This is a genomic window from Methylocystis sp., from assembly GCF_051061225.1.
In the GTDB taxonomy this organism is placed as follows: Bacteria; Pseudomonadota; Alphaproteobacteria; order Rhizobiales; family Beijerinckiaceae; genus Methylocystis.
In genome coordinates this window covers 41,332-66,073 of the sequence record NZ_JBPFEB010000068.1, presented here as the reverse complement: position 1 = coordinate 66,073, position 24,742 = coordinate 41,332, and the positions used below count along the sequence as shown (strand labels likewise).

General features: G+C 66.9%; 22 protein-coding genes and 1 riboswitch. Of the genes, 13 read left to right on the top strand and 9 right to left on the bottom strand.

Annotated elements, in window-relative coordinates:
- Positions 1-20 precede the first annotated feature (20 nt).
- From glgA to ACR652_RS12835, 8 genes are all read right to left on the bottom strand, one after another.
- Positions 21-1,472, bottom strand: a complete 1,452-nt coding sequence (gene glgA, locus ACR652_RS12870; RefSeq protein WP_434506885.1) for a glycogen synthase GlgA — start codon at positions 1,470-1,472, stop codon at positions 21-23.
- On the bottom strand, positions 1,469-2,731 hold the full coding sequence (gene glgC / locus ACR652_RS12865) for a glucose-1-phosphate adenylyltransferase (protein WP_434506884.1): 1,263 nt from the start codon (positions 2,729-2,731) through the stop codon (positions 1,469-1,471). Before glgC ends, glgA begins: the two co-directional genes overlap by 4 nt.
- A gap of 27 nt (positions 2,732-2,758) precedes the next feature.
- Positions 2,759-4,966: a 1,4-alpha-glucan branching protein GlgB gene (gene glgB / locus ACR652_RS12860; protein WP_434506883.1), complete on the bottom strand. Its 2,208-nt coding sequence runs from the start codon at positions 4,964-4,966 to the stop codon at positions 2,759-2,761.
- A 138-nt stretch (positions 4,967-5,104) separates the two neighbouring features.
- Positions 5,105-5,656: an acetolactate synthase small subunit gene (gene ilvN / locus ACR652_RS12855; RefSeq protein WP_434506882.1), complete on the bottom strand. Its 552-nt coding sequence runs from the start codon at positions 5,654-5,656 to the stop codon at positions 5,105-5,107.
- A 70-nt stretch (positions 5,657-5,726) separates the two neighbouring features.
- On the bottom strand, positions 5,727-7,499 hold the full coding sequence (locus tag ACR652_RS12850) for an acetolactate synthase 3 large subunit (protein WP_434506881.1): 1,773 nt from the start codon (positions 7,497-7,499) through the stop codon (positions 5,727-5,729).
- Between the two features lie 263 nt (positions 7,500-7,762).
- The gene (locus ACR652_RS12845; RefSeq protein WP_434506880.1) at positions 7,763-8,380 is read right to left on the bottom strand and encodes a glutathione S-transferase family protein; all 618 of its coding nucleotides are present in this window, start codon (positions 8,378-8,380) and stop codon (positions 7,763-7,765) included.
- A gap of 55 nt (positions 8,381-8,435) precedes the next feature.
- Positions 8,436-9,047, bottom strand: coding sequence for a TetR/AcrR family transcriptional regulator (locus tag ACR652_RS12840; protein WP_434506879.1), 612 nt, complete (start codon positions 9,045-9,047; stop codon positions 8,436-8,438).
- A 131-nt stretch (positions 9,048-9,178) separates the two neighbouring features.
- Complete coding sequence (locus ACR652_RS12835; RefSeq protein WP_434506878.1) at positions 9,179-9,925, bottom strand: YebC/PmpR family DNA-binding transcriptional regulator; 747 nt, start codon at positions 9,923-9,925, stop codon at positions 9,179-9,181.
- 90 nt (positions 9,926-10,015) lie between these two features.
- Between ACR652_RS12835 and ACR652_RS12830 the strand changes: the two genes are divergently transcribed.
- From ACR652_RS12830 to ACR652_RS12785, 10 genes are all read left to right on the top strand, one after another.
- Entirely contained in the window at positions 10,016-10,969 is a 954-nt protein-coding gene (locus ACR652_RS12830; protein ID WP_434506877.1) for a TIGR00730 family Rossman fold protein, read from the top strand.
- A 112-nt stretch (positions 10,970-11,081) separates the two neighbouring features.
- Positions 11,082-11,420 carry a YidB family protein gene (locus ACR652_RS12825; protein ID WP_434506876.1) on the top strand — a complete coding sequence of 113 codons (339 nt, stop codon included), beginning with the start codon at positions 11,082-11,084 and terminating at the stop codon, positions 11,418-11,420.
- A 164-nt stretch (positions 11,421-11,584) separates the two neighbouring features.
- Positions 11,585-12,565, top strand: coding sequence for a GDP-mannose 4,6-dehydratase (gene gmd, locus ACR652_RS12820; RefSeq protein WP_434506875.1), 981 nt, complete (start codon positions 11,585-11,587; stop codon positions 12,563-12,565).
- A 20-nt stretch (positions 12,566-12,585) separates the two neighbouring features.
- Entirely contained in the window at positions 12,586-13,566 is a 981-nt protein-coding gene (locus ACR652_RS12815; RefSeq protein WP_434506874.1) for an NAD-dependent epimerase/dehydratase family protein, read from the top strand.
- Entirely contained in the window at positions 13,563-14,999 is a 1,437-nt protein-coding gene (locus ACR652_RS12810) for a glycosyltransferase family 4 protein (protein WP_434506873.1), read from the top strand. Before ACR652_RS12815 ends, ACR652_RS12810 begins: the two co-directional genes overlap by 4 nt.
- Before the next feature lie 150 nt (positions 15,000-15,149).
- Entirely contained in the window at positions 15,150-15,680 is a 531-nt protein-coding gene (locus ACR652_RS12805; protein WP_434506872.1) for a hypothetical protein, read from the top strand.
- 176 nt (positions 15,681-15,856) lie between these two features.
- Entirely contained in the window at positions 15,857-16,780 is a 924-nt protein-coding gene (locus ACR652_RS12800) for an outer membrane protein (RefSeq protein WP_434506871.1), read from the top strand.
- A 127-nt stretch (positions 16,781-16,907) separates the two neighbouring features.
- On the top strand, positions 16,908-17,909 hold the full coding sequence (locus ACR652_RS12795; protein WP_434506870.1) for an adenosine kinase: 1,002 nt from the start codon (positions 16,908-16,910) through the stop codon (positions 17,907-17,909).
- 33 nt (positions 17,910-17,942) lie between these two features.
- Positions 17,943-18,383, top strand: coding sequence for an FKBP-type peptidyl-prolyl cis-trans isomerase (locus ACR652_RS12790; protein ID WP_434506869.1), 441 nt, complete (start codon positions 17,943-17,945; stop codon positions 18,381-18,383).
- Between the two features lie 94 nt (positions 18,384-18,477).
- Positions 18,478-19,695, top strand: a complete 1,218-nt coding sequence (locus ACR652_RS12785; RefSeq protein ID WP_434506868.1) for a cation:proton antiporter — start codon at positions 18,478-18,480, stop codon at positions 19,693-19,695.
- 82 nt (positions 19,696-19,777) lie between these two features.
- Here the strand turns inward: ACR652_RS12785 and ACR652_RS12780 are convergent, their stop codons facing one another.
- The gene (locus tag ACR652_RS12780; protein ID WP_434506867.1) at positions 19,778-21,463 is read right to left on the bottom strand and encodes an MFS transporter; all 1,686 of its coding nucleotides are present in this window, start codon (positions 21,461-21,463) and stop codon (positions 19,778-19,780) included.
- Positions 21,458-21,520, bottom strand: a riboswitch (Fluoride riboswitch). (Overlaps the previous gene by 6 nt.)
- Before the next feature lie 207 nt (positions 21,521-21,727).
- Here ACR652_RS12780 and ilvC point away from each other — a divergent pair.
- From ilvC to ACR652_RS12765, 3 genes are all read left to right on the top strand, one after another.
- Positions 21,728-22,747: a ketol-acid reductoisomerase gene (ilvC, locus tag ACR652_RS12775; protein WP_434506866.1), complete on the top strand. Its 1,020-nt coding sequence runs from the start codon at positions 21,728-21,730 to the stop codon at positions 22,745-22,747.
- A 76-nt stretch (positions 22,748-22,823) separates the two neighbouring features.
- Positions 22,824-23,708, top strand: a complete 885-nt coding sequence (locus ACR652_RS12770; RefSeq protein ID WP_434506865.1) for a nuclear transport factor 2 family protein — start codon at positions 22,824-22,826, stop codon at positions 23,706-23,708.
- A 147-nt stretch (positions 23,709-23,855) separates the two neighbouring features.
- Positions 23,856-24,737 carry a nuclear transport factor 2 family protein gene (locus ACR652_RS12765; RefSeq protein WP_434506864.1) on the top strand — a complete coding sequence of 294 codons (882 nt, stop codon included), beginning with the start codon at positions 23,856-23,858 and terminating at the stop codon, positions 24,735-24,737.
- Positions 24,738-24,742: the final 5 nt, after the last annotated feature.

The following is a 24,742-nucleotide window of genomic DNA, read 5'->3' as shown; positions in this document are numbered from 1 at the left end:
CGGGAGAGGGGACGGCGCAATCATCCGCGCGCCGCGACGGCCTCGCGATAGAGCGCCGCGTAATGTCGCGCGGGATGACGCCAGGAGACATCCGTCCGCATGCCGTTCGCCTGCAAGCTGCGCCATGTCGCCTTGTCCCTGAAAAGCGTCTCCGCATGCCGCAGCGCCAGCGCGAACGCTTCCGCCGTCGGCGGCGAGAACTGCACGCCGGTCGCCACGCCCGCCTGCACCGCCATTTCATTGGCGTCGATGATCGTGTCCTTCAGACCTCCGACGCGCGCGACGATGGGCGTGGCGCCGTAGCGCAAGGCGTAGAGCTGCGTCAGGCCGCAGGGTTCGAATCGCGACGGAACCAGAAAGGCGTCGACGCCCGCCTGAATGAGATGGGCGAGTTCCTCGCTGTAGCCGATCTTCACGCCGACGCGGCCGGGATAGGCGTCCTGCGCGGCGAGAAAGCTCTCCTCCAGATGTTTCTCGCCCGCGCCGAGAACGGCGAGCTGGATGTTGCGCGCCATCAGCGCCGGCAGATTGGCGAGCAGCATGTCATGGCCTTTCTGCCAGGACAGGCGGCTGACGACGCCAAGCAGAAACGCTTCAGGATCGCCATCGAGACGCAGGCGCCTTTGCAGCGCCAGCCGGTTCTGCGCGCGCGCATCGAGCGTCGAGGCGTCGTAGCGCGCCTCGATCAGGGCGTCCGTCGCGGGGCTCCACACGCTTTCATCGACGCCGTTGAGAATGCCGCTCACGACGGCGGCGCGCGCGCGCAACAGGCCGTCCAGTCCCATGCCGAAGTCGCTGGTTTCGATTTCCAGCGCGTAGCTCGGCGAGACGGTGGTGATGCGGTCGCTGAGTTGCAGGCCGGCTTTCAGAAAGCCGATGGCGCCGTAATATTCGACGCCGTCCATGTGGAAGGACTCGGGCGGCAGGCGCAGGGACGCGAGCAGGTCGCGCGCGAACTGCCCCTGAAAGGCGATGTTGTGCACCGTCACGATGGTCGCGGGACGCGCTCGGTCGCTGTAATGCAGATAGGCGGGCGCGAGCGCGGCCTGCCAGTCATGCGCGTGCAGCGCGTCGGGCGCGAAATCATCGAGCGCGCCCTGCGCGATCCGCGCGCCGACCCAGGCGAGCGCGCCGAAGCGAAAGGCGTTGTCCTGATAATCGACGCCATCGGCGTCGGTGTAAAGTCCGCCCTCGCGCGCATAAAGATGCGGCGCGACGAGCGCGTAAACGCTGGCGTCGCCGACGCGGCTGTGCTGCACCCAGGCGGGGCCGCCGAAGAGATCGTCGTCGGTGAGAACGGTCTCGCCGTGGCCCAGCGCCGCCATCACGGCCGGGTAGCCGGGAAGCAGCGTCCGCGTCTCGACGCCTTCGGGCGCGAGCGCCGCGGGCAGGGCGCCGACGACATCGGCGAGCCCGCCGGTCTTCACCAGTGGGCTCATCTCCGAGGCGACGGCGAGAACGCGCAGCGTCATGTCGCAAGCCTGTCGATCATCGGCTGGGTGATGAGGCAAACGCCCTGTTCGGTGCGGCGGAAGCGCGCGGCGTCGAAATCCGGGTCTTCGCCGACCACGAGCCCCTGCGGAATGCGCACGCCGCGATCGACGACGACATTCGTCAGCCGCGACGAGCGGCCGACGTCGACATAAGGGAGGATGACCGCGTTTTCCACCGTGGCGTAGGAATTGACGCGAACGCCCGTAAACAGCAGCGAACGCCGCAGCGTCGAGCCCGAGACGATGCAGCCGCCGGACACGAGAGAGGACAGCGCCTGTCCGCGCCGCCCCACCTGATCGTGAACGAATTTCGCCGGCGGCGTGATCTCCGCATAGGTCCAGATCGGCCAGTTGCGGTCGTAGAGATCGAGCTGCGGGACGAAATCGGTCAGATCGATGTTGGCGGCCCAATAGGCGTCCACCGTGCCGACGTCGCGCCAATAGGCGTGCCGCTCGCTCGCCGCGCGCACGCAGGAGCGCGAGAAGTGATGCGCCACCGCCTTGCCGTGCTTTACGATGTGCGGAATGATGTCCTTGCCGAAATCATGCGACGAATTGGGGTCCTCCGCGTCGCGGCGCAACTGGTCGTAAAGGAACTTGGCCTCGAAGACATAGATGCCCATGCTCACGAGCGAGCGCTCGGGGTGACCGGGCATGGCCGGCGGATCGGCGGGCTTTTCGTAGAAGGCGACGATGCGGTCCGCATGGTCGACATGCATCACGCCGAAGCCCGACGCCTCGGATCGAGGCACGTCCAGACAGCCGACGGTGACGTCCGCACCCTGCTCCACATGCTGTTGGAGCATGTGCTCGTAATCCATCTTGTAGACGTGATCGCCCGCGAGCAGCACGATGTATCGCGGGTCGTAGCTCTCGACGATGTCGATGTTCTGGTAAACCGCGTCGGCCGTGCCGAGATACCAGTGGTCCTCCGAGACGCGCTGGCTCGCCGGCAGAATGTCGAAGCTTTCATTGCGCTCGGTGCGAAAGAAGCTCCAGCCGCGCTGCAAATGGCGGATGAGACTGTGCGCCTTGTATTGCGTGGCGACGGCGATGCGGCGAATGCCGGAATTGAGCGCGTTGGACAGGGCGAAGTCGATGATGCGCGACTTGCCGCCGAAATAGACGGCGGGCTTGGCGCGCCGGTCGGTCAGCTCCATCAGCCGCGAGCCACGGCCGCCGGCGAGAACATAGGCCATGGCGTGACGCGCGAGCGGCGCATTGTCGAAACTGGCCATCGGTCACATCCTGTCGCGATTCGGCTGTCATTCTAGCCCAACGTCAGCCGGTTCGAAGTACAATGTGGCGAGCGGCGGGATTTCGATGTCGGCGCAGGCGGGGAAGCCCGCGAAGCCCTCCGCGCGCGCCTCGACGGCGCCGAGATTGCCGACGCCGGAGCCGCCGTAGAGCGTCGCGTCCGAATTGAGGATCTCGCGCCAGAGCCCCGCGCGCGGCAGGCCGAGCCGATAGGCGTGACGCGGCACGGGCGTGAAATTCGCAACGACGAGGACCGGCCGGCTGCGGTCGGGGCCGTAACGCAGGAAGGCGAAGACGGAACTTTCCGCGTCGTCGACCACCACCCATTCAAAGCCGTCGCTTTCGCAATCGCGCGCATGCAGCGCCGCGCGGCCGCGATAAAGGCGGTTGAGATCGCGCACGAAGTCCTTCAGGCCGCTGTGCGGCGCAAAGTCGAGCAGGCCCCAGTCGAGCCCTGCCGCGAAATTCCACTCGCCCGTCTGCCCGAACTCCTGCCCCATGAACAGAAGCTTCTTGCCCGGATGCCCCCACATGAAGCCATAATAGGCGCGCGTTCCGGCGAAGCGGCGCCAGTCGTCGCCGGGCATTTTTGCGACGATCGAGCCCTTGCCGTGAACGACCTCGTCATGCGAGAGCGGCAGCACGAAATTCTCCTCGAAGGCGTAGAGCAGGCCGAAGGTCAGCTCGTTGTGGCGCCATTTTCGATAGACCGGATCGCAGGACATGTAGCGCAGCGTGTCGTTCATCCAGCCCATGTTCCACTTGAAGCCGAAGCCGAGCCCGCCTGCGAATGTGGGCTTTGTCACGCCGGCCCAGGCGGTCGACTCCTCGGCGAGGGTCACGACGCCCGGAAAGAGTCCGTAGACCAGCTCGTTGAACGTTTGGAGAAAGGCGACGGCGTCGCGATTGTCGTTGGAGCCATCGGGATTGGGCGCCCATTCTCCGGCCTTGCGCGAATAATCGAGGTAGAGCATGGAGGCGACGGCGTCGACGCGCAGTCCGTCGATATGGAAGCGGTCGAGCCAGTAGAGCGCGTTGGCGAGAAGAAAATTTGCCACTTCGCGGCGCCCGAAATCATAGATCGCCGTGCTCCAGTCGGGATGAAAGCCGCGACGCGGGTCGGGATGTTCGTAGAGCGCCCCGCCGTCGAAACGCGCGAGCCCATGTTCATCCGTCGGGAAATGCGCCGGAACCCAGTCGAGAATGACGGAAAGCCCCGCCTGATGGGCGCGGTCGACGAGGCGGCGGAAACCCTCCGGATCGCCATGCCGCCGCGTCGGCGCGAAGAGGCCGATCGGCTGATAGCCCCAGGAGGCGTCGAGCGGATGTTCGTTGATCGGCAGCAACTCGATATGGGTGAAGCCCATGTCGACGACATAGGGCACGAGCGCGTCGGCGATCTCGTCCCAGGTCAGAAAGCGCCCGTCCGCGCCCCTGCGCCAGGAGGGCAGGTGAACCTCATAGATCGACATGGGCGCGCGGCGCGGGTCGTGTCTGACGCGCTCCGCCATATGGATGGCGTCGCCCCATTGGCACGGCGCGTTCTCGATGACGACCGAGGCCGTGGAGGGCCGCAGCTCCGCCGCGAAGCCGAGCGGATCGGCCTTCAGCGGCAGCAGGTCGCCGTCCCGCCCGAGGATTTCATATTTGTAGACGGCGCCCGCGCCCACGCCCGGCAGGAAGATTTCCCAGACGCCGCTGTCCACGCGCTTGCGCATTTGCGCCCGGCGGCCGTCCCACTGGTTGAAGTCGCCGACGACGGACACGCGCCGGGCGTTGGGCGCCCAGACGGCGAAATTGGTTCCCTCGACGCCTTCATGCGTCACGCGCTGCGCGCCGAGGCGCTCGTAGAGCCTGCGATGCGCGCCTTCGACCAGCAGATGATCGTCGAGCGGGCCGAGGTAGGGGGGGAAGCCGTAGGGGTCGTCGAAGCGCCAGGCGTTCTCGCCATTCGCCGCCGCGAGGCGGTAGGGCGCGCGCGCCGGGAGCGCGGTCAGCCCTTCGAAGAAACCGTCCGCATGGACGCGCTCGAGAACGCCGATCTCGACGCCCTCCGGCGTCTCGGCCGCCAGCGTCGCGGCGCCGGGGACGACGGCCCGGATCACGACGCCCGCCTCCGTCTCATGCAGGCCGAGCAGGCCGAATGGATCCGGGTGACGGGCCGCGAGGATCGCCGCAATGTCTTCGGGATGGGCGCGCCAACTGGGTCTTGTCATGCAAAGCCGATGATCGGGAGAAGTCGTCGCAACAGCAATGATGGACCCTTCTCCGTCATCCGGAAAGGTCTTGCTGCGAGAGAGACTGTCGCACCGGCGAACAGGCGGCCGGAGCGGCCGCTGGCGCCCCTCCCGGCGTCAGATCGGCTCGGGGCCGCGCGAAATCGCGGCGACGCCCGTGCGCGACACCTCGACGAGGCCGATCGGGCGCAGCAGATCGACGAATTCGTCGATCTTTTCCGGCTTTCCGGTGAGTTCGAAGATGAAGCTCTCGGTCGTCGCGTCGACGATGCGGGCGCGGAAGGCGCTGGCGAGCTGCAAGGCGTCATTGCGGTCGTCGCCGCGGCTGCGCACCTTGACCATGGCCAGTTCGCGTTCGAGCGAGCGCTTGGAGACGGTCAGGTCGGTCACCTGCCGCACCGGCACGATGCGCTCGAGCTGGTGATGAATCTGCTCGATCGTCTCCGGCGCGCCGGAGGTGACGATGGTGATGCGCGAGCGGTGCTCGGCATGAGTCACTTCGGCGACGGTGAGGCTCTCGATATTGTAACCGCGGCCGGAAAAGAGCCCGACGACGCGCGCGAGCACGCCGGGCTCGTTGTCGACGAGCACGGAGAGCGTATGCGATTCGACTTTCGAATTGCTCGTCGACGCGGAATAGGGCGACGGCGGAGAAGCTGGAGCGTTCATTCTGTTCCTTCGGGACGTCTTCTCTCTCGGGACTTCGTCTCTCCTCATCCCCGCGAGCGGGGAGCGGGGACTAAACCAGCATCTTGCCTTTTTCGTCGATGACCGCGCCAATGTCGACGCCCGCGTCGTCCGAGAGATCGGCCAGCAGCATGTCGTTGTGGGCCTTGCCGGAGGGGATCATCGGGAAGCAGTTCTCGACCTTGTCGACGACGCAGTCGAAGATCACCGGACCGTCATAGTCGATCATCTCCTGAATGGCGGCGTCGAGCAGCCTGGGGTCGGAGCAGCGAATGCCCTTGCCGCCGAAGGCTTCCGCGAGCTTCACGAAATCCGGCAGCGCCTCGGAATAGCTGTGCGAATAGCGCCCGCCGTGCAGCAGTTCCTGCCACTGGCGCACCATGCCCATGTATTCATTGTTGAGGATGAAGACTTTCACCGGCAGCAGATACTGGATGGCCGTCGACATCTCCTGGATGTTCATGAGGATCGACGCCTCGCCGGCGATGTCGACGACGAGCGCGCCCGGATGGGCGAGCTGCGCCCCGATCGCGGCGGGCAGGCCGTAGCCCATGGTGCCGAGCCCGCCCGAGGTCATCCAGCGGTTGGGCTCCTCGAAGTGGTAATGCTGCGCAGCCCACATCTGATGCTGGCCGACCTCGGTGGTGATGTAGACGTCGCGATCCTTGGTCAGCGCATAGAGGCGCTGCACGGCGTATTGCGGCTTGATGGTGGTTTCGGAGGTCCGGTAGGCGAGCGACTTCTTCGCGCGCCATTCGTCGATCTGCGCCCACCATTTGTCGAGCGGCTGCTTTTCGGCGTGCATGGCCTCGGCGCGCCAGGTGCGCACCAGCGCCTCCAGCACATGGCCGCAGTCGCCGACGATGGGGAGATCGACCTTGACGTTCTTGTTGATCGAGGAGCGGTCGATGTCGATGTGAATCTTCTTCGAGCCCGGCGAGAAGGCGTCGAGGCGCCCCGTGATGCGGTCGTCGAACCGCGCGCCGACGGCGATCATCAGATCGCAGTCGTGCATCGCGTTGTTGGCCTCATAGGTGCCGTGCATGCCGAGCATGCCCAGCCAGTTGGGGCCGGAGCCCGGATAGGCGCCGAGCCCCATCAGCGTCGAGGTGATGGGAAAGCCGGTGAGGCTCACGAGCTCGCGCAGCAGCGCCGACGCGGCGGGGCCGGAATTGATCACGCCGCCGCCGGTGTAGAAGATCGGGCGCTTCGCCGCCGCCATCAGCTTCACCGCCTCGCGGATCTGCTCCATGTCGGCGTCGAGCCTGGGCTGATAGGTCTTGTGCGGCGCCCCGCGCGGCGGCGTATAGACCCCGCGCGCGAATTGCACGTCCTTGGGGATGTCGATGACCACCGGGCCGGGCCGGCCGGAGGTCGCGACATAAAACGCCTCGTGCAGCACGCGCGGCAGATCGGCGATGTTCTTGACGAGATAATTGTGCTTCGTGCAGTGGCGCGTGATGCCGACCGTGTCGCATTCCTGAAAGGCGTCGGAGCCGATGAGATGCGTCGGCACCTGTCCGGTGATGCAGACGAGCGGAATCGAATCCATCAGCGCGTCGGTGAGGCCGGTGATCGTGTTGGTGGCGCCGGGGCCGGAGGTGACCAGCAGCACGCCCACCTTCCCGGAGGAGCGCGCATAGCCCTCGGCGGCATGGGCCGCGCCCTGCTCGTGGCGCACGAGAATGTGCTTCACATGCTCCTGATGGAAGAGCACGTCATAGATCGGAAGGACCGCGCCGCCCGGATAGCCGAAAAGAATCTCGACGCCCTGATCCTTCAGGGCTTCGACAACCATTTCTGCGCCGGTCATTTCCTTCGACATGGTGTTTTTCCGTTTCAACTCTCGCGGCTGGGCGAAACCCTCTGAGGATTTCCGGGCAACAAAAAAGGCCCGCTCGGGGCCTTGCGTCAAGCGCCGTCGGCGGCCATCGGGGCCTAGCCCCGCTCCGTCTCCGGCGCCCCATCTACGACGAGAAGACCGCGCATTGCGCCCCCGCTTATCCTTGATGCGTCAACGTTACGGGAGCCGGGGCGCAGAATCAAGCGCCGATCGTCATCGTCTCGCCACGAATGGGCGGGCGGGGGTCACGCCCCTTCCGCCGCCAGCACGTTCCGCACCGCCGGGTCCGCCGCCATCATGTCGTGATGGGCGCGCACCGCGGGGAATTGGGAGAGGCCGTCGTCGAGAAGGGTCTGCGCCCAGCGCTCCATGGGGAAGACATAGGCGTCGAGATAGCTGCGCGCCTCTCCGAGGAAGAATCGACGGCCGGTCAGATGGGCGTCGACGAGAGCGAACTTCTTGTGCGCCAGCGCCTTGGCGGCGGCCCGGATGTCGTCGAAGGCCTCCTTCTCCCGCGCCCGTGTGTAGCGGTTGGGCACGAAGAGCGGGAAAAAGGCGGGGTGCAGATCGCCGGTGATGAAGAAGCTCCAGCGGTCGGCCTCCGCCTGCGTCTTCTCGTCGCCGTCGACGGCGAGCCCGGCCTCCGGATGGCGCCGGGCGAGATGGCGGAGAATGGCCGCGTCCTGGGTGAGAATCCAGCCGGCGCCGTCGTCGAGCGCCGGCACCGCCCCCGCCGGGTTGATCTTGAGATAGTCCTTGTCGCCGAATTCGACTTCGATCGCCTTGTAGGGCGCGCCGATCCATTCGAGGGCGATATGGGCGGCGAGCGAGCAGGCGCCGGGATGGTAATAGAGCGTGAGCATGGCGGGGCTCCCTCATTGGCGTAAGTCCCATGCCACATAGGGCGGGACCGGTCCGTCACCCCTTGTCTTTCTCCACCGCCGCCGCCATCACGCCGGCGACCGCCCCGTCGAGCACCGCCGCCGGATCGGCGGTCTTCGCCGCGTCGAAATGGCCCGAAATCGTCAGCATGGCGACGCCATGGGCGATGGCCCAGACTTGCAGCGCCACATGGCGCGCGCCCTGCGCGGGCGCGCCGGCCGCCTGAAGCCAGGCCACGACCGCCCGCCACAAAATCTCCAGCGCATGATCGGCCGCGCCGCCGGCCTGCGGATCGGCGAGCGTGGCCGCCTGCCCGAACATGGCGGCGTAAAGCCCGGTCTCCTCGCGGGCGAACGTCAGATAGGCGGCGCACATGGCGCGCATGGCCGATTGCGCGTCGGGCCGGCCCTCGTCCCAGGCGGCTTCGATCCGCGCGCCGAAGGTCTCGAAGCCCTGCCGGGCGATCTCCGCGAGCAGCGCGTCGCGTCCGGAGAAGTGACGATAGGGGGCCGCGGGCGTGACGCCGGCGCGGCGCGCGGCTTCCGTCAGCGTGAGAGCGGAAGGGCCGCCCTCGGCCAGAAGCTCGATTCCCGCCTCGACCAGCGCCTGTTTCAGCGAACCGTGATGATAGCCGCGCTTGACGTGCATCCGTTCGCCCTGACCCTTTGCAGGATGGGCGGGACCCCCTCCCTGACCCTCCCCCTTGCAGGGGGAGGGAATCGGCGGCGCCATCGCTCCCGCCCCTTAAGGGGGAGGGTTGGGGTGGGGGTCCCCCCGACTCACCCCGCCAGCTTCGCCATCAGCGCGTCGGAAATCTCGAAGTTGGCGTAGACGTTCTGAACGTCGTCATTGTCTTCCAGCGTGCCGACGAGCTTCAGGATCTTCTCGCCGGCCTCGTCATCGACCTTGATGGTGTTCTGCGGCCGCCAGATCAGCGCCGCCTTCTTCGAGTCGCCGAATTTTTCTTCCAGCGTCTTGGCCACGTCGCGGAGGCTTTCGACCGAGGTGATCACCTCATGGCCTTCCTCGGAGGAGGACACGTCGTCGGCGCCGGCCTCGATCGCGGCCTCCATCATGGCGTCCTCGGAGGCGACCTTGCTGTCGAAGGCGACCAGCCCGACGCGGTCGAACATGAAGGAGACGGCGCCGGTTTCGGCCAGCGCGCCGCCTGCCTTGGTGAAATAGGAGCGCACCTCGCCCGCCGTGCGGTTGCGGTTGTCGGTCAGCGCCTCGATGATCACGGCGACGCCGCCCGGCGCATAGCCCTCGTAGCGCACCTCGTCGTAATTCTCCGCGTCGGCGCCCGAGGCCTTCTTGATGGCCCGCTCGATATTGTCCTTGGGCATGTTCTCGGCCTTTGCGGCGAGAACCGCCGCGCGAAGGCGCGCGTTCATGTTCGGATCGGGCAGGCCGGCCTTGGCGGCGACGGTGATTTCGCGGGCAAGCTTGGAGAAGAGCTTGGAGCGGATCGCGTCCTGCTTGCCCTTCTTGTGCATGATGTTCTTGAACTGACTGTGCCCCGCCATCGTCGCTTGCCCTTTTGGTCCTTCTGAAATTCGCCCGTCGGCGCTCGCGCCGTCTATACCCTCCGCCGCCACGGAAATAAAGAAAGGCGCATGATGAGCCCCGAAGAGCCGCCGCCGCCCGGCGAAGAACCGCCGCCGCCGCCGCGCCGCCACGAGCCGCTTCCCGACGAACGCCCCAAACCCCTGTGGGAAGATTCGGGCGCGGCGCAGCGCGTCGCCGCCCTCCTGGCGAGCCCGGCCTATCGCGAGGCGAATTCGGACACCGACTTCCTCAACGGCGCCGAAGCGCGCGGACCGCGCCTCGAACTCGACTATCTGAAGGCCGAGCTGCTGCTGCGCCAGCACGGCGTCACCGACGCCATCGTCGTCTTCGGGTCCACCCGCATCGTCGAGCCGGCGACCGCGCAGGCCCGGCTGGCGCAGGCGCGGGCGCTCGCCGCCGCCCATCCCGGGGACGCCGAAGCCGCCCGCCGCGCCCGCGTCGCCGGGCGCATCGCCGACAAGGCGCGTTTCTACGAGATCGCGCGCGAATTCGGCCGCATCGTCGGCGCCGCCGGCCCATTGCCGGGCGGGCGCCGCCTGGCCATCGTCACCGGCGGCGGGCCGGGCGTCATGGAGGCCGCCAACCGCGGGGCCTTCGACGCCGGCGCCGAAACCGTGGGCCTCAATATTTCCCTGCCGCACGAGCAGTACCCAAACCCCTATCTCACGCCGGAGCTCTGCTTCCGCTTCCATTACTTCGCCATTCGCAAGCTGCATTTCGTGCTGCGGGCGCGGGCGCTCGTCGCCTTTCCCGGCGGCTACGGCACGCTCGACGAACTGTTCGAGACCCTCACCCTCGCCCAGACCCGCGTGCTGAAGCCCCTGCCGATCGTGCTCGTCGGCGAGGCCTATTGGCGGCGCGTCTTCGACCCGGATTTTCTGGTCGAGGAGGGCGTGATCGCCCCGGAGGACCGCGCGCTTTTCTGGTACGCCGAGACCGCCCGCGACATCTGGGAGGGCATTCTCCGCTGGCGGGAAAAGGCCGGCGACCCGCTCTTCTGAACGGCGGCCGGCGGCAAAAAACTCTTGTGGGGCTTATTGGAAGGTCAAGCCCTCGCCCCTATCTGGGATAGGTCGCGGCACACCGCGGCCTATTTGACGAGGAGTGTTGGACATGAGCTGGCTCAAGGCAATCGTCGGCGGCGCGATCGGCGCGGAAGCGCTCACCCTGATCAAGGACTATATCGAGAAGCAGGGCGGCCTCGACGCCGTGGTGAAGGACTTCCAGACCGGCGGCTTCAAGAAAAAGGTCGACTCCTGGGTGTCCACCGGCGCCAATGAGGCGATCAGCGGCATCGAGGTCGGCCAGGCCGTCGGCATCGAAAAGTTGAAAAAACTGGCCGAGTCGGCCGGCGTGGACGTCAACAAGGCGCGCGACCTGCTCGCGGAATATCTCCCGGTCGCGATCGACAAGGCGACCCCCCAGGGCAAGCTGCCCGAGGAAAAGAAATAGGCGAAATCCCGCATTTGCTTTAGAACTTCTCGAGCCGCCGGATCGTCTCCGGCGGTTTTCGCATTTGGGGTCGCGCCTTCGCGGCGGCGGCCGGACGCGCCGGCTTGCCTCGGCGGGACCAATTCAGTAGAGGCTTCAACCAAACCGTTCGACAAGGATCTTTGATGACAAAACGCGCGCTCGTGACAGGCGTTACCGGCCAGGATGGCGCCTATCTCTCGCAGTTTCTGCTCGAGAAGGGCTATGAAGTGCATGGCGTCGTGCGCCGCTCGTCGCATCGGGGCGTCGAGGATCACCGGCTGCGCTGGCTCGGGATCAGCGGCAAGGTGCATCTGCATGACGCCGACCTCATCGATCTGTCGAGTCTCGTGAGGACGGTGCAGGACGTCCGGCCGGACGAGATCTACAATCTCGCGGCGCAGTCCTATGTCGCCTCCTCCTGGCGCCAGCCGGTGCTGACGGCCAATGTGACCGCCGTCGGCGTGACCAATGTGCTCGAGGCCATGCGGCTGGCCGCGCCGGGCGCGCGCTTCTACCAGGCTTCCTCCTCGGAGATGTACGGGCTCATCCAGGAGCCCATGCAGAGCGAGAAGACCCCCTTCTATCCGCGCTCGCCCTACGCCGTGGCCAAGCTCTACGGGCACTGGATCACGGTCAACTACCGCGAGAGCTTCGGCCTGCACGCCTCCTCGGGAATCCTCTTCAATCACGAGAGCCCGTTGCGCGGCGTGGAGTTCGTGACGCGCAAGGTCACGCAGGGCGTGGCGCAGATCAAGCTCGGCCGCGCCAGCGAATTGCGGCTCGGCAATATCGACGCCAAGCGCGACTGGGGCCATGCGCGCGATTATGTCCGCGCCATGTGGATGATGCTGCAGCAGGAGACGCCCGACGACTATGTCGTGGCGACCGGCGTGACCACCACAGTGCGCGACATGTGCCGCATCGCCTTCGATCACGCCGGGCTCGACATGGACAGGCATCTGGTGATCGACCCGGCCTTTTTCCGCCCGGCGGAGGTCGACGTGCTGCTCGGCGATTCGAGCAAGGCGCGCAAGACGCTGGGCTGGAAGCCCGAAATCACCCTCGACCAGATGATCCGCGAAATGGTCGACGCGGATCTCGAGAGGCTGAAGCGCGAAGCCTGACCGGACGGAAGGGCGCGGACATGCCGGCCTATCAGCGAATTCTCCTGACGGGGGGCGGCGGCTTCGTCGGCTCCCATGTCGCGGGCGCCTTGAGCGAGGCCTATCCCGACGCCTTCCGCGTCATGTTGATGCGGCCGGAGGAGAAGGGCGCGCATCCCGCCTTCTCCGCCACGGCCGTGGACCTTCTCGACGAGGCGGCGATCGACCGGCTCGTCGCCGATCTCGTCCCGGATCTCGTCGTCCACCTCGCCGGACAGGCCTCCGTCGGGCAATCGGCCGGCGCGCCGGAGGCGACCTGGCGGGCCAATTTCCACGGCGCCTTCGGGCTTGGCGCGGCGCTGGGCCGACACGCGCCGGAGGCGGTCGTGTTGTTTTCCTCGACCGCCGCCGCCTATGGCGCGAGTTTCCTCAACGGGGCGGCGAACGAGGACACGCCCTTGCGGCCGCTCGACGTCTACAGCCGCTCCAAGGTCGCGGCGGAGGCCGCCCTGTCGGATGTTCTCGGCCCGCGCGCGCGGCTCATCGTCGCCCGCCCGGTCAATCATTCGGGTCCCGGCCAGCGCAGCCGCAATTTCGTCCTGGCGTCCTTCGCGGCGCAGATCGCGGCGATCGAGGCCGGACAGGCCCCGCCGCGCCTCGAGGTCGGCGATCTCTCCAGGCTCCGCGACTTCCTCGACGTGCGTGACGTGGTGGACGCCTATATGCGGCTGATCGCGCAGGCGGACGCGCTGCCGGCGCGCGGCGTCTTCAACATCGGCTCGGGAGAGGCGCACAGCATCGCCGAACTGCTCGATCTTCTGCGCGGACTGGCGCGGCGCGACTTCGACGTCGTCGTCGACCCGGAGCGGCTGCGGCCCGCCGGGACCGACATCGCCTGCGTCCGTTGCGACGCCTCCCGGCTGCGCGCCGCGACCGGCTGGCGGCCGCGCTTCACCATGACCGACATGCTTGGCGCGCTGCTCGATCAGTGGCGGGCGGAATATGCGGGAGGGTCGCCGTGACCGGCGACCGCCCGGCCCGAGACGCGGAAGAGGCGGCGCGGCGCGCCCGCATCCGGCTGCTCGAGGCCCAGCTCGAACATCTGCGGCGCGAAACCCTGCATCTCACCCATGAGCGCTACCGGCTGATCTATTCGGCGTCGGGGCGCCTCTACGATTTTCTGCGTCCGATCGAACGCCGTATCGCCGACGCCGGGGCCGCCTTGCTCGCCCGGTTTCGCACGGCGCCCGCGCCGGCCGCGCCCTCGCCTCCCGCCGCCGCCGCCGCCGCCGCGCCGGCTGTCGCCCCGGTCCCGGCGCGCCGTCTGCTGATCGACGTCACCGCCACGGCCAGGATGGACGCCGGCACCGGCATTCAGCGCGTCGTGAAAGAGGTGGCGCGAGCCTGCCACGACGGCCACGACTTTGATATTCCCGTCGTTGCGGCGCGCTGCGACGGCGGCCGCGTCTTCGCCGCGAACGCCTTTGTCGCGCGGCTGACGGGCGCGCCGGCCGCCGATGACGCCGAGATCGCCATTGCGCCGGGCGACAGGTTTCTCACCCTCGCGGACAGTTGGAACGCCTTCGACGAGCTCGCCCCCGTCTTCGATCGCGTTCGCGCCGGGGGCGGAGAGATCGTCACCTGCGTCTTCGATCTGATCCCGGAGCTTCACCCTTACGCCTGCCATGAATCGACGCCGCCGCGCTATCGCGCCTGGCTGCGCCGGGCGCTCGTCGAAAGCGACGCCTTTCTGGCGATCTCCCGCACGGTCGCGGAGGAGCTCGCCGACCATGTCGCCGCGAAACGGCTGCCGCACCGGCCCGGACTCAAGATCGGCTGGTTCCATCTCGGGGCCGACCTCGCGACGCCGCCGGCCATCCACCCGCGCGAGGCGATCGCCGCCGCCGTCTCGGGGGATGCGCCAGCCTTCCTGATGGTCGGGACCATCGAGCCCCGCAAGGGCCATCGCGTGGCGCTCGACGCCTTCGAGGCGCTCTGGGCCAGGGGCGTCGACGCGCGGCTGGTGATCGTCGGCCGGCGCGGCTGGCTGGAGGAGGCGCTCGTCGCCTCGATCGAGCGCCACGGGGAGAAGGGGCGGCGGCTGTTCTGGTTCAGCGACGCCGACGACAGCGAGCTGGCGTTTCTCTACGAACGCGCGCGCGCCCTGATCCTGCCTTCCTACGCCGAAGGCTTCGGGCTTCCCATCGTGGAGGCGGCGCGGCGCGGACGCATCGTGATCTGCAGCGACATTCCGGTTTTCCGCGAGGTCGGCCGCGAGGGGGCCGTCTATGTCCCGGTCAACGACCCGGCGGCGCTCGCCGGGGCGATCGAGGATGTCCTTGCCGGCAAGCTGACCAGCGATCCGCGACAGGCGCTCAACGTCGCCTGGGCGGACGCCGCCCGCCGCATCGTCGACCTCATCGCGCGGGAAGACTGGCTGACCCGCCTCGACTGACCAAAGCCGCGGCGCCTTGTTTCGCAACCGGGCCAAAGCGTGTTAGAGAGGCGACAATCGGTCGCGCGCGCCCTTCGCCTTCTGGGCTTCCGCGCGGCTTTTCGCTTGTTTTGCGGACGCCGCGCGCGCCGCCTCAGGGGACATATTCACATGGCGCTCAACATCCCGCTTCTGAACGATGCAACGCCCCGGACTTTCCTGAAGATGCTCAATCTGGAGGCGTCGCAGCTCTCCCTTCCCGAATCGCAGGATCTGATGAAGGGGGCGCTCGCCGCCTATGTCGTCCTGCAGGCCGGCGCGCAACTCTTCTCCCACAGCCTGGTCGTCAGCCTGTTCTACGGCGTCTCCAGCGGCGTCGTGCTGTTCGCGGCGACCCGCTCGCTGCTCCGCTACCTCAATCAGGAGCAGAAATTCGTCAAGACGCTGACGGCGATGGCGGTCATGGGCGCGGTCGCCGCGCTCGCCTATATCATCCTGCACCTCATCGTCGGCGTCGCGCTGCCGCCGCCGCTGCCGACCGAGCGTCTCGCCCGCTTCCTTCTGTTCCCCATCATCGTCTGGACCGCCTTCATGTACGCATTCCTGCTGCGTCATGTGTCGCTGCGGCCGATTCCCGCCTTCGTGACGGCCGCGCTCTATGTGCTGCTGATCGACGTCTTCCTCGCGGCGATCAAATTCTGACGCTCCAATTTTACAAGAGCTGACTTGAGCTTAGCTGGCGCCCAGGGGGTGGGCGTCAGCGTCTGAATCCAAAGCTTTTCAGTGCCTTAACATCAAATTAAGCATATTCCCTCACCCTTCCTTTGACATCCGGGGCGCGCCATCGCGCCGCCGGCGCCCAGTCAAGGAAGACAGCGATGCCCCGCCCGTTTTTGCGCGCCCGCGCGACGATCCTCTCCGCGCTGCTCGGCCTGGGCCTCGGGTCGGCGGCGCAGGCCGCCGATCTGTTCGGCCTGCCGGACGCGCCGGCTCTTCCGGAGGAGCCGGTGGAGTGGGGCTCGAACTGGTATCTGCGCGGCGACATCGGCTGGCAACATGTCGACGCCCCGGCCTTCAGCGGCGATTTCGCGTCGATGCTGAACACGGCGGACATCGCCTCGGGCGGGCTCGGCGCCGGCTATCAATTCAATGACTGGGTGCGCGCGGACGTCACCGTGGACCGCAGCGTCTTCCGCCGCAGCGGGACCATCGGCCAGATCTGGTGCCCCTATCAGGCGGTCGGTCTCTACCGTACCGACGCAACCGGCGCCTCCGTTCCGGTCGGCGTGTTCGCCAATCCGAACGACACCTGCTCGCGCGCCGCCACCGCCACGCTGGTGCGCACGAGCCTTCTCGCCAACGCCTATGTCGACCTCGGCCATTTCTGGGGGTTCACGCCCTATGTCGGGGCCGGCGTCGGCATGACCTATAATTCCTCCTCGTCGAGCATCTCCTATTTCCGCAATTCGGACGGCGCCCTGTGGGGGCCGGACCTCACCCTGCCGAGCGGACAGGTTCCCCAGTGGATTTATGTGAACGGCGCGACCTATCCGGTTCAGATTCCCTTCGGCCCCACCAACTGGAGCACCTGGCAGACGCGATCCGCCTGGCGCTTCGCCTGGAACGTCATGGCGGGCGTGAGCTATGATGTCGCCGAAAATCTGAAGGTGGACCTCGGCTACCGGTTCCTCAACGCGGGCAAATACACGGGCCTCGCCTCCTGGGGTTCCTCCGTCGCTCCGGTCTCCAAGGACATCACCTCGCACGAGGTCAGGGTCGGCGTCCGCGTGACCACGAATTAGACCGGCAGATCCGCCGACGCCGAAAGGGGCGCCCCTGTCTATTTGCCAGCCAGGGTGCTAGGAAGCCCGCGCTTCATCTTCTGGCCGCGACGCTCGGGCGCGGCCCTTCAGCGCGGGTAGATTCGAAATGTCAGCTTCCCTGGATGTCCTCGGCATTGGCAACGCCATCGTCGACACCCTTTCCCGCGCCGAGGACGACGTTCTCGTCGCCGCCGGCCTAGTCAAGGGGTCGATGGCGCTGGTCGACGAAGCCCGCGCCGATCAGCTCTACGAGCTGATGGGGCCGACGACGGTCATCTCCGGCGGCTCGGCGGCCAACACCATGGCGGGCGTCGCCAGCCTCGGCGCCAGGGCCGGCTTCGTCGGCAAGGTGAAGGCGGACGCCGCCGGCAAGGAGTTCACCCACGACATTCGCAAGGCCGGCGTCGCGTTCGACACGCCCGCCGCGACCGATGGCGCCGCCACCGCCCGCTGCCTGATCTTCGTGACGCCGGACGGCCAGCGCACCATGAACACTTTTCTGGGCGCCTGTCAGGCGCTGGGGCCGGCGGATATCGACGAGGCCGCCGTCGCCTCGGCGAAAATCCTGTACATGGAAGGCTATCTGTGGGACCCGCCGGGCGCCAAGGAGGCCTTTTTGCGCGCGGCCAAAATCTCGCGGGCGAATGGCCGCAAGGTGGCGCTGACGCTCTCCGACAGCTTCTGCGTCGTCCGCTACCGGGAGGAATTCCTGTCGCTCATTCGCGACCGCGTGGTCGACATTCTGTTCGCCAATGAGAGCGAATTGCATGCGCTCTACGAGACCGCCGATTTCGACACGGCGGTCGCCGCGCTGCGCGCCGAAGACGGTCTTCTCGGCGTGGTGACGCGCTCGGAGAAGGGCTGCGTCGTCGCGAGCGGCGAGAGCCTCGTCGCCGCGCCCGCCTTCCCGGTCGATCAGGTCGTCGACACGACCGGCGCCGGCGATCTCTTCGCGGCGGGTTTCCTCGCGGGTTACGCCAAGGGTCTGCCGCATGAAACGAGCGCGGCTCTGGGCGCGCTGGCGGCCGCTGAAATCATCTCGCATGTCGGCGCCCGGCCGCAGAAGGACCTGCTGCAACTCGCCCGCGACAACGGGCTTCCCGTCTGATTCAAACAGTCTGATTCAAAACGGAGCAAAACCATGCGCATCGTGAAAAAGACGCTCGCCGCCGCCCTTCTCGCCACGGCGGCCCTCGCCATCGCGCCCACGGCGCTGCGCGCCGAGCCCGAGACCACGCTCACGGCGGACGGTCTCAAATATATCGACGTGAAGCCGGGCGCGGGCGCCTCGCCGAAGGTCGGCCAGACGGTCACCGTGCATTATACGGGCTGGCTGTACGTCAATGGCGGCAAGGGCAAGAAGTTCGACAGCTCGCGCGATCGCGGCGAGCCCTTCGAATTTCCCCTCGGCATGGGCCAGGTGATCAAGGGCTGGGACGAAGGCGTCGAGACGATGAAGGTCGGCGGCAAGCGCACGCTGATCATCCCGCCGGAGCTCGGCTATGGCGCCCGCGCCATGGGCAACGCCATTCCGGCCAATTCCTGGCTCATCTTCGATGTCGAACTGCTCGGCGTGAAGTAAGGCGCGCGGAGCGAAGCCCGAGCCCGTCTCTCGACGGCGTTCGGCGGGCTTCGCCTGCTCGCGATGATCACGAGGCGTGAGGGAGGGGAAGGGCATGACGCCAATCTGGGCGCAGGCGGCGCTGGTTTTTGGTCTGGCGCTGATCGCGGGTCTGATCGCCAGCCGTTTCCGCCTCTCGACGGCGCTGGTCGAGATTCTGGTCGGGCTCGCCGCGCAGGCGGCGCTGGGTCTCGTCGGCTATGAATGGATTTTCGCCGTCCAGGAGCCCTGGGTCAAAACCCTGGCGGGAATCGGCGCGATCCTCCTGACCTTTCTCGCCGGCGCCGAACTCGATCCCGACGTGTTCAAGCGCCAATGGAAGGAGGCCGCCGCCATTGGCGCGGCGAGCTTCCTCGTTCCGTCGATCGCCTGCTGGGCCGGCGCGTATTACCTGCTCGGGTGGGAAAGCTCCCCCGCGCTGCTCGCCGGCATCGCGCTCGCCGCGACTTCCGTCGCCGTCGTCTATACGGTGATGATGGAATATGGCTTCAACCGCACCGAATATGGCAAGACCATTCTCGCCGCCTGTTTCATCACCGATCTCGGCACGGTGGTGACGCTCGGCCTCGTCTTCGCGCCCTTCACCTGGAAGACGCTGCTGTTCGCCGCCGCGCTGATCTCGGCCTTCATCTATCTGCCGAAGATCACGCCGCGCGCCTTCGCGCTGTTTGGCGGCCGGCCGTCGGAGTTCGAGGCCAAATTCCTGCTGTTCACGCTGATGGGGCTCGGGGGGCTCGCCACATGGGCGGGGAGCGAAGCGGTTCTGCCCGCCTATCTCATCGGCATGGCGCTCGCGGGAAGCGTCGGCCGCGACGCCGCGCTGATCCGGCGGCTGCGCACCATCACTATCGGCCTGCTGACGCCCTTCTACTTCATCCGCGCCGGCTACTTCGTCTCATTGCCGGCGGTGCTGGCCGCGCCGCTCGGCGTCGTGGTCTTTCTGGCGATCGAAATGGCCAGCAAGGTTGGAAGCGTCTATCCGGTGGCCCGCCGCTTCGGCGCCCCGCACAAGGACGCCATGTATACGACGCTGCTGATGGCCTCTGGGCTGACTTTCGGCACGATCTCGGCGCTGTTCGGGCTCTCCAACAAGATCATCGATCAGGCGCAATATTCGACGCTGGTCGCGGCGATCATCGGCACGGCGGTGATTCCGACGCTGATCGCCAACCGCTCCTATCTGCCGCGCCATCTGCTGCCGCGCGACGAGGCGGAAGAAGAGCGGGAAGCCCGGGTGGAGAAGGCTTTGGAGACGTCGGATGTGAGGTCGTGAAGCCGGGTTCAGCGTAACCGCGGCGCCCTCTCGCCTGTCCCTCCGGCGAGGGGTTGTGGGGAGGGGGCGGCAAGGGCGCGCCCTACTCCATCAACTCTTCCGCCTCGAAATCCGCCAGCGACGGCTTCGGCTCGGGCTTCGCGGCGGGGGCCGGGCGCGCAAGCCAGATAATCGCGGCCAGACACAGGAACACCATCGCGCCGAAATAAAAGGCGTCGTCGAGGCCGAGCAGCAGCGCCTGCTGGCGCATCAGCCGGGAAATCTGCACATTGGTCACGGCTTCGCTCAGACCGAGGTCCTGGAGCTTCCTCGTCAGCGCGCCGAGCGCGTCGAGAGAGGGATATTCGCGTCCACCCAGATGATCGGCCATGCCGAGCTGATGAACCGGCGCGCGGCGGAACTGCACCACGGCCTGCGAGGTGATGCCATAGGCGCCGAAGGCCGTGCGCAACATGGCGAGCTCCTCCGCCGCGCGGATGAGCTTCTGGCCCGAGAGGCCCTGCACGGCGATCGCCGCCGGCGGCGCGAAGAAGGTCGCGAGAAAAAGGCCGAAGAAGATCATCGGCGTCGTGATCTGATCGAAGGAGGCGACCTTGTCATATTCGCCGAGCCAGGTGAGCGTCACGGCGAAGCCGATGAAATTCAGGCTCGCGAAATAGCGCAGGTCGACGCGGCGCACGATGAGATGCATGATCGAGACCAGCGGCGCGGCGCAGATCGCCATGGAGAGGTAGACAACGCCCGCGAGCGAGGACGGATAGCCGAGCAGCGTTTGCAACTGGCCCACGAACACCGACAGCGTGCCCTGGATGACCAGAAAGCCCGCAACCGAGCAGAAGACGCCGACGGCGTAATTGCGATGGCGGAAAAGCCTCAGGTCGAGCGCGGGCGTGCGCTCGCCAAGCTCCCAGACGACAAAGGCCGGCAAGGCGATGATCACGGCGACCAGAAGGGCCGCGAGGATCGGCGCGCCGAACCAGTCGAAGTCGTTGCCCTGATTGAGAATGGTCTGCACGCCGACGAGGGTGACGCAAATGAGCAGGAATCCGATTGCGTCAAACCGCACGATCCGGCGCCGGTGCGGGCGCCCGTAGAGCAGCGCGACGACGAGGCCGGCGATCGGCAGGCCGAGGATGATGTTGGAATAGAACAGCATCCGCCAATTGACATATTCCGCCCAGAAACCGCCCATGAAAACGCCGAGCGTGAAGGGCGCCATGCTCAGCACGCCCCACCAGGCGACGCCAAAGACGCGGCGGTTCTCCGGGATCTCGTTGAGCGCGAGCGCCTGCCCCAGCGGCAAAAGGACGCCGCCCGCGAGCCCGAGCAGGAATCGCATCGGCACGAAGAACCAGATGGTTTCGCTCATGGCGCAGGCGAGCGAGAACAGCGCATAGGCCACAAAAGCCGAGGCGTAGACACGGGCGTCGCCGTAGCGCCCGGAGAGCCAGCGCGCCAGCGGCAGGCCGAGCACGATGCCCATCATGTGGTCGGTCGTCGCCCAGGTGCCGAAACTCGGGTTCACCCCCTGCAGGCTGCCCGCGGCATAGGGCGCGAGCACCGTGTAGCCCGGCACGTTGGAGAGGGCGACCACATTGCCGACGGCCAGCGCCGCGGTGAACAGCAGGAATCGCCAGCCGGTCAGTCTGTCTTCGGCGGACGGCATCAGGCGCGCCTCCTCATTGGCGCCGTTCGGGTCGTTGGCGACGTTCGGGGCGCCGGGCGGACGGATGGGAACAAGACGTAAACTCCCGGCGAGCGGTCGCATGCAGGAGTCATCGGCCCCGAGGGCGGTTACAAGGCGAACTCCATCGCCGGGGCGGAATTTAGCGTGAAACCGCCGGCCCCTGTCAACCGGCCCCTTGCCGGAGGGGCGGGACGTCAGCTCGCGCCCAAGTTTGTTGGCGGGACGCCGCGCGCGGCCTTTGACCTTCAGGGCGTCGCCGCGTAAAAGGGCGCGCGAAATTCATGACGCGAGCCAGGGCGGTCCCGTCATCCGCCAGACACCAGAGACCTAGAGGAACGACAGGACATGCGCGTTTATTACGATCGGGACGCCGACATCAATCTGATCAAGGGCAAGAAGGTCGCCATCATCGGCTACGGCAGCCAGGGCTTCGCCCACGCCCTCAATCTCAAGGAAAGCGGCGTTCCGGAGATCGCGATCGGCCTGCGTCCCGGCTCCTCCTCCGCCGCCAAGGCCGAGGGCGCCGGCCTCAAGGTCATGCCCGTGCCGGAGGCCGCCAAATGGGCCGACGTCGTCATGATGCTGACGCCGGACGAGCTGCAGGGCGAGATCTACGCCAATGAACTCGCCCCCAATCTCAAGCAGGGCGCGGCGCTCCTCTTCGCGCATGGCCTCAACATCCACTTCAATCTCATCGAGCCGCGCAAGGACCTCGATGTGATGATGATCGCGCCCAAGGGTCCCGGCCACACGGTGCGCGGCGAATATCTCAAGGGCGGCGGCGTGCCCTGCCTCGTCGCGGTCCATCAGGACGCCTCGGGCAACGCCAAGGACATCGCGCTCTCCTACGCCTCGGCGATCGGCGGCGGCAAGGCCGGCATCATCGAGACGACCTTCCGCGAGGAATGCGAAACCGATCTCTTCGGCGAGCAGGTCGTGCTCTGCGGCGGTCTGGTCGAGCTCATCCGCAACGGCTTCGAGACGCTGGTGGAAGCGGGCTACGCGCCGGAAATGGCCTATTTCGAGTGCCTCCACGAAGTGAAGCTCATTGTCGACCTCATCTATGAGGGCGGCATCGCCAACATGAACTATTCCGTCTCCAACACGGCGGAATACGGCGAATATGTCACCGGTCCGCGCATCGTTACCCCGGCCACCAAGGCCGAGATGAAGCGCGTCCTCGAGGACATCCAGTCCGGCAAGTTCACGCGCGACTGGATGCTGGAGAACAAGGTCAGCCAGACCTCCTTCAAGGCGACGCGCGCGCGCAACGCCGCGCATCCGATCGAAGAGGTCGGCGCGCGTCTTCGCGCCATGATGCCCTGGATCGGCAAGAACAAGCTGGTCGACAAGGATCGGAACTAAGACAGGACTTCTGGCGCGCGTGGAGGGGTAGGGTCCGCGCGCGCCAGCCATATCGCTGGCTTGAGCTCGGGGGAGCATGATGCCGGACGAGAAGAGCCGCGCCATCAGCCTCGGCGCCCCGGACATCCGTTTCATCGTCGCGGAGCTGCTCGAAAGCCGCATGCGGCGGCAATACGATCGCTTTTTGTCCCTGGTGGACCCGGCGGTCGTTCTGCATTGTCATAGCTGGCGGGAAGGGGTGCTGGGCCCGAGCGTCTGGTCCGGCGCCGAGGCCTTGCGCACGCTTTTCATCCGCACGGACGAGAATTACCTGCCCTGCGAGCATGAGATTCTCGACGTCATCGTCGACGGGGACAGCGCGGCGGTGCGCTGGCGCGGCGACTGGCGGCGTCACGGGACCGGGCGCGTCTACACCAATGACGCCGCCCATTTCCTGCGCTGGGAAAATGGCCGCGTCGTCGAGCTGCATGAATTCTTCGACGCCCATTGCCCCTCGACTCCCAATTGCGCCTGCACGCCGGGCTTCGAGGCCATCCTCACCCCCCGGCCCGCTGGCGTCTCGGCGGACGAAATGCGGCGCCGGGCGCGGCTGCTGCTCGATTTCGAGGCCGGAGGGCCGGATGCGGCCTTGCTGCACAAATGGTTCTCGCCGGACGTGATCTGCGAATTCACCGGCGACCGCCTCCGCACCCCTTACGCCGGGCGTCACGCCGGACTTGAAACGCTGCTGGGAATCATCCGCGCCATTCATGTGGAATTCGAGCAGCGCCCGCTGGCGATCTCCGACATTCTCGTCGAGGACGAGCGCGCGGCCTGCTGGCGCCATGTCGAATGGCGCCACCGTGGAACCGGCCGCTCCGGCGTTTCGGAACTTGCCGAGTTTGTCCGGTTCGACAATGGTTTGATCACGGAGCTCATCGAATTCCGCGACACGGTTTCGCTGCTGCGCATGCAGGACTGAGCCCCGCCGGCGCCTGGCTGTTCCTGTCCCTTGAACAGAGTGTCGACAACCGGCGCGATCCAAGCATAATGGACAGTAATTGTTCATCTTCACAGCTGTAGCATCACAATTGCGCACGGGGGATCGCCAGCGGGCGATTTGAGCGAAATGCAGGGATTGGGCGGACGATCCGCATGGGTCGCCGAGAGCGTGACGCGTCGCCGAGTCCATGAGCTGATTCGCTTGCGAATGGCCGGGGACGTCGACGCGCTGCTCGACTCCTTCACGGAGGACGTGGAGCTTCGTTACACTGGCTCGAGGCTTGGCTTTTTTCCTGCCGGGGGCTGGCAGGGCCGTCAGGCGTTGCGCGATTATCTGCGGCGCGCGGACATTGATTACGAGCCGCTCGAGGCCGAGGTGAAGGATGTCTTCGCGGAGGGCGACCGCACGGCGGTGCGCTGGACGGCGAGCTTCCGCCGCCGCGCCAATGGGCGCGTCCATGTCATGGACGTCGCGCATTTCATCCGCTGGCGACAGGACCGGATCGCGAGCCTCGACGAATTCGTCGACGACCATGCCGTCTCCCGCGCGGCCGTTGCGCCGCCGAAAGCGTTGGAGGACATGACGGACCCGCCGGGGCCGGGACTCTCCCGCGACGAAATGGCGCGGCGCGTCACGGAGCTCGGCAGTTTCTCGCGTTCCGGGCCGGACATCGGCCTTTTCAAACGCTATTGCGCCCCCGACGTCGTCAGCGAATTCGTGGGCGACCGCGCCGCGCTCTTCTACGCCGGTCGCCACGGCGGCATTGACGCTCTGGTCAATATCATCGGCGCGATCAACATCGACTTCGAGCAGGTGGGCAGCACGACCCCGCAGATGGTCATCGACGGCGGCGGGGTCGCCGCCCGGCGCACGGTCGAGTGGCGCCATCGCGGGACGAGCCGCGCCGGCATCGTGGAGCTCGCCGATTTCGTGCGCTTCGAGAAGGGGTTGATCGTCGAGCTGGTCGAATTCCGCGACAATGTCGCGCTGTTGCAGATGCAGGGCTGATCCAG

What these genes read in the sequence shown, in the direction of transcription:
- glgA (WP_434506885.1), bottom strand. Translation starts at nt 1,472, where the DNA reads ATGACGCTGCGCGTTCTCGCCGTCGCCTCGGAGATGAGCCCACTGGTG.
- glgC (WP_434506884.1), bottom strand. Translation starts at nt 2,731, where the DNA reads ATGGCCAGTTTCGACAATGCGCCGCTCGCGCGTCACGCCATGGCCTAT.
- glgB (WP_434506883.1), bottom strand. Translation starts at nt 4,966, where the DNA reads ATGACAAGACCCAGTTGGCGCGCCCATCCCGAAGACATTGCGGCGATC.
- ilvN (WP_434506882.1), bottom strand. Translation starts at nt 5,656, where the DNA reads ATGAACGCTCCAGCTTCTCCGCCGTCGCCCTATTCCGCGTCGACGAGC.
- ACR652_RS12850 (WP_434506881.1), bottom strand. Translation starts at nt 7,499, where the DNA reads ATGTCGAAGGAAATGACCGGCGCAGAAATGGTTGTCGAAGCCCTGAAG.
- ACR652_RS12845 (WP_434506880.1), bottom strand. Translation starts at nt 8,380, where the DNA reads ATGCTCACGCTCTATTACCATCCCGGCGCCTGCTCGCTCGCCGCCCAT.
- ACR652_RS12840 (WP_434506879.1), bottom strand. Translation starts at nt 9,047, where the DNA reads ATGCACGTCAAGCGCGGCTATCATCACGGTTCGCTGAAACAGGCGCTG.
- ACR652_RS12835 (WP_434506878.1), bottom strand. Translation starts at nt 9,925, where the DNA reads ATGGCGGGGCACAGTCAGTTCAAGAACATCATGCACAAGAAGGGCAAG.
- ACR652_RS12830 (WP_434506877.1), top strand. Translation starts at nt 10,016, where the DNA reads ATGATGAGCCCCGAAGAGCCGCCGCCGCCCGGCGAAGAACCGCCGCCG.
- ACR652_RS12825 (WP_434506876.1), top strand. Translation starts at nt 11,082, where the DNA reads ATGAGCTGGCTCAAGGCAATCGTCGGCGGCGCGATCGGCGCGGAAGCG.
- gmd (WP_434506875.1), top strand. Translation starts at nt 11,585, where the DNA reads ATGACAAAACGCGCGCTCGTGACAGGCGTTACCGGCCAGGATGGCGCC.
- ACR652_RS12815 (WP_434506874.1), top strand. Translation starts at nt 12,586, where the DNA reads ATGCCGGCCTATCAGCGAATTCTCCTGACGGGGGGCGGCGGCTTCGTC.
- ACR652_RS12805 (WP_434506872.1), top strand. Translation starts at nt 15,150, where the DNA reads ATGGCGCTCAACATCCCGCTTCTGAACGATGCAACGCCCCGGACTTTC.
- ACR652_RS12800 (WP_434506871.1), top strand. Translation starts at nt 15,857, where the DNA reads ATGCCCCGCCCGTTTTTGCGCGCCCGCGCGACGATCCTCTCCGCGCTG.
- ACR652_RS12795 (WP_434506870.1), top strand. Translation starts at nt 16,908, where the DNA reads ATGTCAGCTTCCCTGGATGTCCTCGGCATTGGCAACGCCATCGTCGAC.
- ACR652_RS12790 (WP_434506869.1), top strand. Translation starts at nt 17,943, where the DNA reads ATGCGCATCGTGAAAAAGACGCTCGCCGCCGCCCTTCTCGCCACGGCG.
- ACR652_RS12785 (WP_434506868.1), top strand. Translation starts at nt 18,478, where the DNA reads ATGACGCCAATCTGGGCGCAGGCGGCGCTGGTTTTTGGTCTGGCGCTG.
- ACR652_RS12780 (WP_434506867.1), bottom strand. Translation starts at nt 21,463, where the DNA reads ATGCGACCGCTCGCCGGGAGTTTACGTCTTGTTCCCATCCGTCCGCCC.
- ilvC (WP_434506866.1), top strand. Translation starts at nt 21,728, where the DNA reads ATGCGCGTTTATTACGATCGGGACGCCGACATCAATCTGATCAAGGGC.
- ACR652_RS12770 (WP_434506865.1), top strand. Translation starts at nt 22,824, where the DNA reads ATGATGCCGGACGAGAAGAGCCGCGCCATCAGCCTCGGCGCCCCGGAC.
- ACR652_RS12765 (WP_434506864.1), top strand. Translation starts at nt 23,856, where the DNA reads ATGCAGGGATTGGGCGGACGATCCGCATGGGTCGCCGAGAGCGTGACG.